The organism is Pacificispira sp. HM-600, assembly GCF_977993705.1.
The window spans coordinates 3,292,366-3,304,715 of the sequence record NZ_OZ388079.1; the positions used below are offsets into that span (position 1 = coordinate 3,292,366).

At 67.6% G+C, this 12,350-nt stretch carries 14 protein-coding genes and 1 tRNA gene; 13 read left to right on the forward strand and 2 right to left on the reverse strand.

Annotated elements, in window-relative coordinates; translation table 11 throughout:
* Nucleotides 1–72: 72 nt before the first annotated feature.
* The 10 genes from obgE (at nucleotide 73) to budA (ending at nucleotide 7,470) form a co-directional block, all read left to right on the forward strand.
* Nucleotides 73–1,587 (forward strand): GTPase ObgE, encoded by a 1,515-nt coding sequence (gene obgE / locus ACXZ1E_RS15735; RefSeq protein WP_458041377.1) that lies wholly within the window; start codon nucleotides 73–75, stop codon nucleotides 1,585–1,587.
* Nucleotides 1,584–2,483, forward strand: coding sequence for a glutamate 5-kinase (proB, locus tag ACXZ1E_RS15740; RefSeq protein ID WP_458041378.1), 900 nt, complete (start codon nucleotides 1,584–1,586; stop codon nucleotides 2,481–2,483). Before obgE ends, proB begins: the two co-directional genes overlap by 4 nt.
* Nucleotides 2,483–3,799, forward strand: a complete 1,317-nt coding sequence (locus ACXZ1E_RS15745) for a glutamate-5-semialdehyde dehydrogenase (RefSeq protein WP_458351997.1) — start codon at nucleotides 2,483–2,485, stop codon at nucleotides 3,797–3,799. Before proB ends, ACXZ1E_RS15745 begins: the two co-directional genes overlap by 1 nt.
* A 46-nt stretch (nucleotides 3,800–3,845) precedes the next feature.
* On the forward strand, nucleotides 3,846–4,085 hold the full coding sequence (locus ACXZ1E_RS15750) for a hypothetical protein (RefSeq protein WP_458041379.1): 240 nt from the start codon (nucleotides 3,846–3,848) through the stop codon (nucleotides 4,083–4,085).
* 7 nt (nucleotides 4,086–4,092) lie between these two features.
* On the forward strand, nucleotides 4,093–4,695 hold the full coding sequence (gene nadD / locus ACXZ1E_RS15755) for a nicotinate-nucleotide adenylyltransferase (protein WP_458041380.1): 603 nt from the start codon (nucleotides 4,093–4,095) through the stop codon (nucleotides 4,693–4,695).
* Complete coding sequence (locus ACXZ1E_RS15760) at nucleotides 4,692–5,774, forward strand: hypothetical protein (RefSeq protein ID WP_458041381.1); 1,083 nt, start codon at nucleotides 4,692–4,694, stop codon at nucleotides 5,772–5,774. Before nadD ends, ACXZ1E_RS15760 begins: the two co-directional genes overlap by 4 nt.
* Nucleotides 5,774–6,157 carry a ribosome silencing factor gene (gene rsfS, locus ACXZ1E_RS15765; RefSeq protein WP_458041382.1) on the forward strand — a complete coding sequence of 128 codons (384 nt, stop codon included), beginning with the start codon at nucleotides 5,774–5,776 and terminating at the stop codon, nucleotides 6,155–6,157. Before ACXZ1E_RS15760 ends, rsfS begins: the two co-directional genes overlap by 1 nt.
* A 103-nt stretch (nucleotides 6,158–6,260) precedes the next feature.
* Nucleotides 6,261–6,333 (forward strand) — tRNA-Ala (locus tag ACXZ1E_RS15770).
* 167 nt (nucleotides 6,334–6,500) lie between these two features.
* Nucleotides 6,501–6,686 (forward strand): DUF2945 domain-containing protein, encoded by a 186-nt coding sequence (locus tag ACXZ1E_RS15775; protein ID WP_458041383.1) that lies wholly within the window; start codon nucleotides 6,501–6,503, stop codon nucleotides 6,684–6,686.
* 58 nt (nucleotides 6,687–6,744) lie between these two features.
* A complete protein-coding gene (gene budA, locus ACXZ1E_RS15780; RefSeq protein ID WP_458041384.1) occupies nucleotides 6,745–7,470 on the forward strand; it encodes an acetolactate decarboxylase in 726 nt (241 codons plus the stop codon).
* Between the two features lie 144 nt (nucleotides 7,471–7,614).
* Here budA and ACXZ1E_RS15785 read toward each other — a convergent pair whose 3' ends face one another.
* The gene (locus ACXZ1E_RS15785) at nucleotides 7,615–8,544 is read right to left on the reverse strand and encodes a hypothetical protein (RefSeq protein ID WP_458041385.1); all 930 of its coding nucleotides are present in this window, start codon (nucleotides 8,542–8,544) and stop codon (nucleotides 7,615–7,617) included.
* On the reverse strand, nucleotides 8,541–8,891 hold the full coding sequence (locus ACXZ1E_RS15790; RefSeq protein WP_458041386.1) for a hypothetical protein: 351 nt from the start codon (nucleotides 8,889–8,891) through the stop codon (nucleotides 8,541–8,543). Before ACXZ1E_RS15790 ends, ACXZ1E_RS15785 begins: the two co-directional genes overlap by 4 nt.
* Nucleotides 8,892–9,084: 193 nt before the next feature.
* Here ACXZ1E_RS15790 and ACXZ1E_RS15795 point away from each other — a divergent pair, with 193 nt between their 5' ends.
* The 3 genes from ACXZ1E_RS15795 to ACXZ1E_RS15805 all read left to right on the forward strand — a co-directional run bounded on the left by ACXZ1E_RS15795 (nucleotide 9,085) and on the right by ACXZ1E_RS15805 (nucleotide 12,332).
* On the forward strand, nucleotides 9,085–9,618 hold the full coding sequence (locus ACXZ1E_RS15795; protein ID WP_458041387.1) for a hypothetical protein: 534 nt from the start codon (nucleotides 9,085–9,087) through the stop codon (nucleotides 9,616–9,618).
* Nucleotides 9,615–11,147, forward strand: coding sequence for a polysaccharide deacetylase family protein (locus ACXZ1E_RS15800; protein WP_458041388.1), 1,533 nt, complete (start codon nucleotides 9,615–9,617; stop codon nucleotides 11,145–11,147). Before ACXZ1E_RS15795 ends, ACXZ1E_RS15800 begins: the two co-directional genes overlap by 4 nt.
* 102 nt (nucleotides 11,148–11,249) lie before the next feature.
* Nucleotides 11,250–12,332 carry a zinc-binding metallopeptidase family protein gene (locus tag ACXZ1E_RS15805; RefSeq protein ID WP_458041389.1) on the forward strand — a complete coding sequence of 361 codons (1,083 nt, stop codon included), beginning with the start codon at nucleotides 11,250–11,252 and terminating at the stop codon, nucleotides 12,330–12,332.
* The last annotated feature ends 18 nt before the right edge of the window (nucleotides 12,333–12,350 follow it).

Here is a 12,350-nt window from a genome sequence, read left to right on the forward strand (position 1 = left end):
ACCGCAATGTGGTTTTCGGTCAGGGGGCGGGCTTCGGCTCGCCCCCTGACCATTTTGTGAAAGGAGTGCACGATGGTCTCATTCGTTGACCGGGTGACGCTCCACCTGCGTGCCGGCAAGGGCGGAAACGGCTGTGTCTCGGTTCGTCGCGAGAAGTTCAAGCCTCTCGCGGGACCGGATGGCGCGAGCGGCGGCAACGGTGGCGACATCGTCCTCGTCGCCGACCCGCAGGTCACGACGCTGCTGTCGTACCACCACTCGCCGCACCGCACGTCGAACAACGGTGCGTTCGGGGCCGGCGATCTGCGCCAGGGCGCCGCGGGCGAAGACGTCGAACTTCCGGTTCCCGTCGGAACCGTGGTGAAGGATGCCGCGGGCCAGCTCCTCATCGACATGGTCGAGCCCGGCACGCGATTCGTCGTGGCGCCCGGTGGTATCGGTGGTCTCGGAAACGCGGCCCTCGCCTCGCCCAAGCGCAAGGCGCCCGGTTTTGCGCTGCTCGGCACCCCCGGGTGGGAGGGCGATGTCCTTCTCGAGCTCAAGGTCGTCGCCGACGTGGCGCTCGTCGGTTTTCCGTCGGCGGGCAAGTCCAGCCTGATCGCCGCAATTTCTGCCGCACGGCCCAAGATCGCCGACTACCCGTTCACGACGCTGCATCCGAATCTCGGTGTCGTTCAGGCGGGCGAGGTGCGCTTCACCGTGGCCGACGTGCCCGGTCTGATCGAAGGCGCCAGCGAAGGCCGCGGTCTCGGTCTCGAATTCCTCCGTCACGTCGAGCGCTGCACCGCGCTCGTACACGTGCTCGACTGCGCGACGCTCGAGCCGGGCCGCGACCCGCTGTCAGACCTCGACGTGATTCTCGCGGAACTGGGCGCGTATCCCGTGCCCGAAGACCAGCTGCCCCTCCTCGAGCGTCCGCAGTTGATCGCGCTCAACAAGATCGACGTGCCCGAGGGTCGCGAGCTGGCCGAGTTCGTGCGGCCCGAGCTCGAGTCGCGCGGCTACCGCGTGTTCGAGATCTCCACCGTCGCGCACGAGGGTCTGCGTGAAATGACCTTCGCCCTGGGCGAGGTCGTCGCCGAACATCGCGCCGAGCTGGCCGCGAAGCCGGCGCCCGAGCGCATCGTCCTGCGGCCGCGCGCGGACAAAGAGAAGGACTACACGATCCGTGTCGAGGGTGGCACCTACGGCAACCTCTATCGCGTGCTGGGCGATAAGCCCGTGCGCTGGGTTCAGCAGACGGACTTCCAGAACGAAGAGGCCGTGGGCTACCTGGCCGATCGCTTGGCCAAGCTGGGCGTCGAAGACGGCCTTGTCCGTGCTGGGGCCGAGCCGGGCTCGACCGTCGTCATCGGCGAGGGTGACGGTGTCGTCTTCGACTGGCAGCCGACGCTGAGCTCCGCGGCCGAACTCATGACCGCCCCGCGCGGCATGGACCCGCGTCTCGACATGAACACGCGTCGCACCACGTCGCAGCGCCGCGAGCGCTACCACGAGCGGATGGATGCCAAGGCAGACGCCCGTGCCGAGTTCGAGGTGCAGCGGCTCGCCGCCGTGGAACGTGGCGAGGTCGAGGGGGACGCGTGAGCACCCTGCACCGCGCCGATATCGCCGCCGCTAGGCGGATCGTCGTCAAGGTCGGTTCGTCGTCGATCAGCGGCGATCAGGCCGCGACGATCGATGCCATCGTCTCGGCCCTCGCCGATGTTCACGCTCGAGGTACCGAGGTCGTGCTGGTCTCGTCCGGTGCCATCGCGACCGCATTGCCGCTCTTGAACCTCGAGGGCCGGCCCACGGATCTCGCGACGCAGCAGGCAGCGGCCGCCGTCGGGCAGAACGTCCTCATGTGGCGCTACCAGACGAGCCTCGACCGCTTCGGTGTGCTGGCGGGCCAGGTTCTCTTGACCGCCGGTGACCTCGAAAACTCCACGCCGCGCTCGAACGCGCGCCGGGCGATGGAGAGACTCCTGGGCCTACGCATCCTGCCGATCGTGAACGAGAACGACACCGTCGCCACCCACGAGATCCGATTCGGCGACAACGACCGCCTCGCGGCCCTCGTCGCCGAACTGATCGGCGCTGACGCGCTCGTCCTGCTCAGCGATATCGAGAACCTCTACACGCGGCCGCCCGGCCAACCCGGCGCACGTCCGATCGAGCGCGTGACGTTCGGCGACGACATGAGCGGCTACGAGTTCGGATCCGTCGTCGTCAACAGTGTCGGCACCGGCGGAGCGGCCACGAAGGTCTCGGCGGCACGTCTCGCCACAGCAGCCGGCGTCGGGGTGCTGGTGACGAGCGCCGCACGCGTCGCGGATGCGCTCGGCGGGGCCCCCATCGGAACCTGGTTCGAACCCGACCCGCGGGCGACCCCCGTCACCCCGACCGGGCCCGTTCGCACAGCGTCGACGAGCGCAAACCTCCCCGCTGCGGCCGCTGATGCCCCCGCCGGCAGCGGCGAGCCCGCCGATACACTGGGCTGATGACCAGCACCGCCCCCAGCGCTACGTCGAGCATCCCTGGCGATGAGTCTTCTGCGGATACGTGGGGCGAAACGACAGCCCGCGATCGGATGCGTCTGGCGAAGTCGGCCTCCCGCAGTATTGGGCTCCTCGGCGATGGGGACAAAGCGGGCATGCTTCGCGCGATCGCGCACGCCATCGACGAGGCATCCGATCGCATCATCGCTGCGAACGACGAGGACCTGGCGCGCGGGCGCGCGACGGGCCTGTCGGAGTCGCTGCAGGATCGACTGCGATTGGATGCTCCGCGCGTAGCCGCCCTCGCCGAGGCCGTGCGCGCCGTGGCCGAACTGCCAGACCCCGTCGGTCGCCTGCTCGATGAGCGGGTGCTGCCGAACGGTGTCGTGTTACAGAAGGTCAGTGTGCCGTTCGGTGTCGTCGGGTCGATCTACGAGGCTCGGCCCAACGTCACGGTCGACATTGCGGCGCTGGCGCTCCGCTCCGGCAACGCCGTCGTGCTGCGCGGCGGGTCGGCTGCCGAGAAGTCCAACGCCGCGCTCGTCGACATCATGCGCACGGCCCTCGCCGACCGGGGCATCGATGCGGAAGCCATCCAGACCGTCGACGACTTCGGACGTGAGGGTGCTCGTGAGCTCATGCAGGCGCGCGGGCTCGTGGATGTCCTGGTGCCTCGGGGCAGCGCCCAGCTGATCGAGACCGTGGTGACCGAGTCATCCGTTCCCGTCATCGAGACCGGTGCCGGCGTGGTGCACATCGTGCTCGACGAGTCGGCACGGCTCGAGTGGGCCCGCGACATCGTCGTGAACGCCAAGGTGCAGCGCCCGAGCGTCTGCAACGCCGTCGAGACCGTGCTGGTCGTGGGGTCGGCCGCTGAGCGCGTGTTGCCCACCGTGGCTCTGGCGCTCCAGGAGCAGGGTGTGACGGTGCACGGCGACGAGCGAACTGCTTCCCTGATTTCGGATGTCGTCCCGGCGACCGACGAGGACTGGTCGACCGAGTACGGCACTCTCGATGTCTCGATCCGTGTTGTCGACCACCTGGACGACGCGCTCGCCCACATCCGTGAGCACTCGACCGGACACACCGAGTCGATCATCACGGACGACGAGGCTCACGCCGAGCGGTTCCTGGCCGAGGTGGACGCTGCGGTTGTGATGGCCAACGCATCCACGCGTTTCACCGACGGCGGGGAGTTCGGGTTCGGTGCCGAGGTCGGCATCTCGACCCAGAAGTTGCACGCGCGGGGCCCGATGGGCCTGCCCGAGCTGACCAGCACCAAATGGCTCGCGCGCGGCGCCGGGCAGACCCGCCGATAGTTCTCTAGACTGGGGACTCACGCCCACACCCGAACGGAGCATGAGAATGACGCTTGTCACGACGATCTTGGCCGCGGCCGAAGAGGGTCAACAAGGCAACGTCGCGCTGGAGACGGTGGGTTTCTTCGTCATCGCGCTGGTCGTGTTCGCAGCGCTCGCTCTCGTGGTCTTCTCTTATCGCGACGTGGCCAACCGCCACGCAGGCAAGGCCCAGGCGTTCGCCCAGAGCCACGGCACGCCGACGGAAAACGCGGCAGTCGAGCACGGGACGGCGAGCGGCCACTAGGTCGGGCATGACGACGGACGCAGGGGAGCGGCCCCGGATCGGGGTGATGGGCGGCACGTTCGACCCCATCCACCACGGTCACCTGGTCGCCGCCAGCGAGGTCGCCAGTCACCTCGACCTCGACGAGGTCATCTTCGTGCCGACGGGAACGCCCTGGCAGAAGCAGAAGGTCAGCGATAGCGAACATCGTTACCTGATGACCGTTATCGCGACGGCTTCGAACCCGGGATTCACGGTCAGCCGCGTCGATATCGATCGCGGTGGTCCGACCTACACGATCGACACATTGCGGGATCTTCGGAAGCTGCGCCCCGATGCCGACCTTTTTTTCATCTCAGGCGCGGACGCGGTAGCGCAGATTCTCAGTTGGAGGGACCATGATGAGCTGTGGAACCTCGCGCACTTCGTCGCCGTGAGTCGCCCCGGACACGTCCTGGACACCGGGGGACTTCCGAGTGAGGTCGTGAGTCAACTCGAGATTCCGGCACTCGCGATTTCGTCGACGGACTGTCGCGAGCGAGTCCACCGGGGTGACCCGGTGTGGTATCTCGTTCCTGACGGGGTCGTCCAGTACATCAGCAAGCATCATCTCTATCGGAGCAACGCATGAGCACACCCGAGCAGCCGCTGACGCGGAAGAAGCTCCGCGAACTGCACGCGACCGGGTCACTTCCCGTTCAGAACGAGGCGTCGAGCGCGGACGAAGAGATCGAAGAAGACACGTACGTCGCGGCCACTCCGCCACCCGCCGCCCCGCTCGCGCGTGCGGCAACCCCCGCCTTCACCCCGCCGGCGCCGATGCCCGACGCCCACGTCGATCTGGGCGTCTCGCCTCTGACCCGCCGCCAGGCGCGCGAACAGGAGCGCATCCGCACGGCGTCCGTCCCGGTCATCACGCCCGACGTCATCGCCGCACAGATGCCTGTGTCGGCGCTCGGCGAGCCCGCCGCGGCGCGGTACACGCCGTTCTCGGCACCCGTCGCCTCCGGAGCTGTGGTTGCCGAGCCCGCGGTGCAGGGCGGCAAGGCCGACGACAAGAAGTCGGATGACAAGAAGTCCGGTGGCAAGAGAGCGGCCGCGAAGAAGGCGGAGGCGGCGAAGGCCCTGGATGCCGAGGCGTCCGATTCTTCCCGCGAAGGCACCTCGCGCGACGGCGACCACGCTCGCGGTATCGATGCCGCGCCCGCCGCGACGGTCGACCCGCAGTTCGGTGCGCACTTGCTGAAGGATGAGGAGATCTCGACGAAGCTGCCTGCTTCGTTCGACGAGCTCATCGTGCGGAACTCGTCGTCGACGGGTGCAATCGGTGCGTCGAGCGCGTTGATCCTGTCGCAGACGCCCAACATGCCCCTGCTGTCCGGCCCCGTGAATGCGACCGGTGAGGTGCTCATCACGGGCACGTTCCATCTGCCCGACGGGCTCGGGTCCGCCGGTGGCGACCCGCGTTCAACGGACGGTAAGGACATCGATTCGGTTCTCATCGATGGTGAGCTGCCCGCTTCGTCATCGCCGACCCCTATCGCCGCGAGCGCCGCGATCAGTACCGTGCGCGGCACGGGCGAGATCATCCGTCCGCCGGCGCCCGAAAAGGGCGGCCGACTCCTCTTCTCCCTGGCGATCACGGCGGGCGTTCTGGCGCTCGCACTCGTGGGCGTCCTCATCCTCGCTTTCGTGAATGGTGCTCTCTAATGCCCGCAACTGACCGCGCACGTGAACTCGTGCAGATCGCGTCGGCCGTCGCCGATGCCAAGGGTGGCGAGGATCTGGTCGCTCTGGATGTCTCGGGCCCGCTTCCGCTCGTCGATGCCTTCCTGATCGTCACGGGGCGCAACGAGCGGAACGTCGGCGCGATCGCCGACGAGATCGAAGACGCACTTCATGAGGCGGGCGTGAAGCGCCTGCGTCGGGAGGGCCGCCAGGAGGGGCGCTGGGTTCTGCTCGACTTCGGTGACCTCGTCGTGCACGTCTTCCACGAGCAGGAGCGTGTGTACTACGGGCTCGAGCGTCTGTGGAAGGACTGCCCGGTCATTCCGATCGAGCTCCCCACCCCGGCCGCCGCAGCGGCCGAATAGGCCTCTTGGTCGCTGGTCGTTCGCGGCATCCGTCTCGATTCGAGTGGGCGCCGCGGATGTAGTAATCTGGCGGGGTTGCCTCGGCTCGTTCGGGGCAGTGTTTGGGCCTGTGGCGCAGCTGGTAGCGCACCTGCATGGCATGCAGGGGGTCAGGGGTTCGAGTCCCCTCAGGTCCACAGAATTTCGGCAAGCGCCCCTTCGCGGGGCGTTTGTTGTTTCACCGACATACGTGTGGATGTCCCGTCAGGCCCCGGCCTGGTTCAGCTTCGCTTTGGGACGATGAAGCACAGGCGACCGGGAGCGAGGGGCAAACGTGGCGGAGGAATTGTCGGTAGGTGACCGCGTGAGCTGGGACACGCCGCAGGGACGCACCCGCGGAACTGTCGTGGAACCAAAGACGAGCGACTTCCAGTTCGCCGGGCAACATTTCACTGCGACATCCGACGAGCCGGCGTACATCGTCGAATCTGAGAAGAGCGGAAAACAGGCCGCGCACAAACGCTCCGCTCTGCGGAAGCTGAAGAGCTGACGCCCTGTGGGGTGGCGCGGGCGAGTCTGCTGATGGTGCCCGCGATAGCGTCGGTGCTGTGACCCTCCTCTCGCACGATGCCGTGACGCAGTTCGCCGTACTCGACGCACTGTTGGCGGGTGCCTACGAGACGGGGATGCCGGTGGCCGATGCGCTACGCGCGGGTGACTTCGGGATCGGATGCTGCGACCGGCTCGGCGGCGAGGTGGTGATCGTCGATGGGCGGGCGTACGAGTGCACCGTGGATGGTGCGCCGACGCAGATGGCGGAGACCGACATCCTGCCGTTCGTCGATGTCGCGCCGTTTCCGGATGTGGCTGCGACGCAGATCGACAATCTCGATCTTGCGGGGTTGACCTCGCACGTCGAGGGAAAGCTCCTGAGTCGGAACCTGTTTCACACGGTGCGGTTCGACGGCGTCGTGACCTCGGTGCGCGTGCGGGTGACGCCGCGGCAGCACCATCCGCTTCCGCCGCTGACGGAGGTCACCCGTGAGCAGGTCGAGACGGTGTTGGCCGAGCGGACGGGGACCCTGGTCGGGTTCTGGGCGCCGCGGATCTACCAGGGCATCGCCGTTGCGGGTCTGCACCTGCACTTCTTGGCTGAGGACCGGATGGACGGCGGTCATGTGCTGGATGTCACGGTCGGTGCGGGTGAGTTGCGCATCGCGGCGTTCGCGCGGCTCGACCTGCATCTGCCCATCGACGACCTGTTTTTGCGGACTGAGCTGACCCACGACGCCGACCACCGCATCGTCGCCATCGAGGGTGGCGCCGCGGGCTGACTCTGAGGACCGCGCTCACGAGCGGACGCGACACGCCGTTCCGGCCGTATGTGGAGCGGCGTGTTGCGTCCGTTCGGTGCGTTTCGACTCGCTTTCTCAACGGTCGGCGGCGGGCGTTGCGTTGCGGCGCTCGTTCGACCCGGCTCAACCGGCGACGATGCCCTGCCAGATACCCGCGGCCCAGCCGAGCTGCGCCGGTCCGCACCCACCCGAAGCCTGCGTCGCCCCGCGGGCGGCGGCCATGCAGTTCGCCAGCAACTCGGGGTTCTTGTTGAACAGGGTCTGGTACGACGGCGACGCCGTCATCTGCTTCCACACGCGGAACTGGTACTGGTGCGCGAGTTCGTGCGTCATGCCCCAGACCTTTGTCACGTAGGGCCAGTTCGCGACCGCGGACGACACCATGATCGTGCCGCTGCTGCTGGCACACGCAGGAGCCGTCACCCCGCCGCAGTTCCCGTCGTATTCGACGAGCGCGTACCCACCACCGCCGACGTTGTTCAGAATCGCGCGCATCTCGGCGAACCATCCGGCGCTACCACCACCCGTCGAGGGTGACGAACCCGTGCCACGCGTCACGGCAGCCGAATACGACCGCGCTGCCGCCTCCGCGGCCTTACGGCGCTGCTCAGCCTCGTACGCCTTGACCTTCGCGTCCACCTCGCTCGTGGCGCGCTGGACGGCCGCGGTCGGTTCTGCATAGGTGCTGGCCTCGGCGGGCGCCGCAGTCACGGTCGCCTGCGCATCGAGCGCGGCCTGGCGCTGTGATTCGACGTCGACCTTGTTCGCGGCCGTGTCGAGGGCCGTGCGCAGCGCGGCGATCGCGTCGACGAAGGCGACCCGCGCGGCCGCCGCTTCGGACAGGGCGGATGCTTCGGTGTTCTCTTCATCGATCGTGGTGCGGAGCGCGGTCAGGGACGCCGCGGCATCGGTGATCTGTGTTTCGAGAGCGAGCATCCGTGACTCGCGAATATCGGCCACGCCGTTCAGCTCGGCGACTTTGATCGTGCCGAGCGTGATGGTGAAGACCGCGATGCCTGACACCACGACCAGCGTCCATGACGATGCCCTCACTCGAGGAACCCTTCCGTGGATCCCAGTGCGGCCCGCGCGTCGTCGTTCTGCGCCTGGCGATCGGCCGCGCGAGCGGTGAGTTTGTCGACCTGGTCGAGGTGATCTTGGAGGCGCAGCTGCAGCAGGGTGATGCGCTCATCGAGCTCGATCAGACGTGCTTCCGCCCTCGTCTGAGCCGTCACTCCGATCCCGAACGCCACGAGCGTGCACACGACGGCTACGGCGGTGAGCAGCGCGACGAGTCGACGGCCCCGTGCGCGGCGCCGTTCACGACCGTTTTCGTGATCGTGCGGGCGCGTGGACGGGGACGTCTGCGCTAGGCGCCTGTCCTTCGTCTGCTGGAACACGATTCCCCTCCTCGTGACCTTTTCTTGCCCCTGATCGACCGGATTTCGCCGGTTGATGCTCCCCGATCCGGAGTCTAGGTCGGACAATCGCCGGAAACGGGGAGGCGCGGCGGCTTGGCACAACACCCGAACTCTCGACGCGTGTCCGGCGCGCTTACCCGCCAACGGTCCGGCGGTTCGAGAGGATTTCGACGTGGCGACAGGCTCCGTACAACGCGCGCTCGGCGTCGTCGTGTTGACGGCTGTCGTTACGGCGATGCTCGGTGTCGCCGTCGTTGCTCTTCTGCCGCCGATCTGGGTCGCGGCCACGACGCTCGTCGCGGGAGAAGACACCACGACGACGATTCGGGGTGAGAGCGTCGAGGCATCCGTGCCCGTGCCCGCCGGCTGGGCGATGCGGCCCACGTTCGCCGATGAGTCCCGGGTGACACTCACGAGCCCCGACGGTCGGATGCAGGTCGATCTGGCGGTCCGTGATGACGGCGACCCCGTGGTGGCTCTCGGGGACATCTCCCCACGACCGCTCGATACCCTCAGCCGCGAGCGGACGGTCGCCGGCCGGGAACTGCTGCACGCGAACACAACGGACGGCGAGCTCATCGTCGGCGTCGTGGTGTCGGGCGACGCCCTGCTGACTTTCGTGTCGGGTCCGCGCCAAGGGTATGACGCCGAACTCGCCGAACTCCTCGCTGAGATCGACGTGGCGGAGCGGCGGGTGACGGGGTGACCCGTCGGAAGCTCCTAACCTCGGTGCTCGTCGCCGCGGGAGTCATCGGCCTGTCGGCGTGTGCACCCGACACCGATCCGTCGTGGACACCCGCCCAGTGGCCGATTGTGGGACGGATGCTGACGGCTCCACCGCCACCGGTGGATCCCGCGGGCATCGCGCTCGCGTCGCAGCGGATCCGTAACGACGCGGTGCGGGTGGAGGCGCGTTGGGCGTACCTTCCCGGCGCGCAGCCGTTGAACGAGAGAATCGAAGCGGCGGTGCGGACCGCGATCGGCGAGCAGTCCGCGGCGGTCGGTGTCGCATACGAACCGCAGGTGTTCGGCGTCGAGGCTGCGCTCCGTGAGCGCGGGTGTGTGGCCGGTGTCACGGCGCTTCCCGCTGCCGAGTTGCTCGGCGCCTCGACCGACTCGCACACGGTCGTGGTGTGCGAGATCGTGCACGCGGCCGGGTCGACCTTCGGCCAGCGCCTCCGAGTCGTGCGCGGCTCCGCCACGGCCCTCGAGATGGACCAGATCACGACGGTGTACACGGATGTTGCGACCGGCGCCGTGGACGACGGAGCGGCGCTGATCGGTGAGACCGATGTGCTCTGGGAGGACGTCGTGTCGGTCGCTCGGCGCGCCGCGGGGGGACTGAGCCTGATCGCTGTCGGGCAGCCGTCGGCGGAGCAACGCGCATCGCTCGCGCGTGCGCTGCAGGACGTCTCATTCGTGGGTGGCGAACTGATCGTGCCGCTGCCGGTGGGTTTCACGGCGCCTGAACTCGAGGGGCTCGCGGGTTGGCAGACGCCCGATGCGGAGCATCCGGTCTGGGTGTCGCTGCCGCGGGAGTCCTACGATCCGGCGCTCACAGACTTCGGACGCGTCATCGCAGACGCCCAGGGACCTTTTTTCGGGCCGGCGACGGCGGGTGCGGCGTTTGACCGAACGCCCTGTGATCTCGTCCCGTGCATGGCCCTCACCTTGGATGACGGTCCGAGTGGGCTGACCGACGGCATCCTCGACGCTCTCCGTGATCGGCACTCGTCGGCGACGTTCTTCATGCTCGGACGCAATGCCCAGAACAGACCCGACACCGTGCGGCGGGTTTCGGCCGAGGGGCACGAGATCGGTAACCACACCTGGAATCATCCGGATCTGACGACTCTCGCGGACGAGCGGATCGCGGCCGAGCTGCAGTCCACCGGCGACCTGCTGCGCTCGCTTTCGGGTCAGGCCGTCTCGACATTCCGCCCGCCGTACGGCGCGCTGAATGATCGCGTGCTGGGTGTGGCGGGCATGCCAGCGATCCTGTGGAGCGTCGACACCCGGGATTGGGCCGGGCCATCCGATGTCGACCTGCTCTCGTACGCGGTGAGTGCTCCACGCGTCGGCACGATCATGCTGATGCACGATATTCAGGGTGCGACGAGCCGGGTCATGCCCGGGGTGCTCGATGGCCTGCTCGATCGCGGGTTCAGCCTGGTGACCCTGTCGAAGCTCTTCGACGGACAGGTTCCCGGCGGGATCGTCCGGTACGCGCCCTGATCGTGGCGTTCGCGACCTTCGGGTTTGAATGCTTGGCGCCTCAATGCTCGTCGTTTTAACGATCGCCGTTTCGCGGCCTGGCGCGGGCGCTACGGTGAACACGTGAGCTCTGCCCCGCGCTGTCCGCACTGTCGCCACTTCGTCTTTCTCGGCACGTTGACGTGCCCCAACTGCGAGGGTGAACTGGGCTTCAACTTGCTCGACCGCTCGTTCTACGGCATCCGTCAGGGTCGCGCCGTGATCGAGGGCGTGACCTGGTACACCTGCTCGAATCGCGGCTGGGGCTGCAATTGGCTGGTGCGAGAGGATGCTCCAGCGGGCACGTGCTTCTCGTGTCGCCTCACCCGTCGCCAGCCGGACAGCAACGACACCATCGCCCTCGAAAAGCTCGGGAAGACCGAGGAGGCCAAGCGGCGCCTGATTCTGCAGCTGGGTGAGCTCGGGCTGCCGATCGTGCCGTGGGATGTGAATAAGGGCGGCCTCGGGTTCGATCTCGTCTCGAGTCTGTCGTCCGGCGAGCGAGTCGTGATCGGACACGCCAACGGCATCATCACGATCGACTTGGCCGAGAGCCTTGATGACCGACGCGAAGCCTTGCGCGTGCGGCTCGGCGAGCCGTACCGCACGATGCTCGGTCACCTGCGGCACGAGGTCGGCCACTACTTCCAGAACGTTCTGTTGTCGGACGACGCGGCCTGGGATCGATGCCGGGCACTGTTCGGAGACGAGCGCGCCAGCTACCAGGACGCGATCGCTCGCCACTACTCGCGCGGCGCGCCCGAGGGGTGGAGCGCGTCGTTCATCTCGGAGTACGCCACGATGCATCCGTGGGAGGACTTCGCGGAGACGTTCGCCCACTACCTCCACATCACCGGCACCTTGCAGACGGCGGCGGCGATCGGCATCAACCTCGACGCGGGCGTGACGAACCGCGACACCGATGTCGAACCCTTGGAAAGCTACCGGGACGAACCGATCCAGCGCCTATTGACCGACTGGGACTGGATGAGTCAGGCGTTCAACCGCATCAACCGCTCGATGGGTTCGGCGGACCTGTACCCGTTCGAACTGGTCGGGCCCGTGCGCCACAAGCTCGCGTTCGTGCACGACATCGTCACGAAGGCGCCGCTCACGTTGCCCGAGCAGATCGCCTTGGCGCTGCCGCGGGATACCGAGCGGACCTGAGCTCGGCAGAACGGTTTG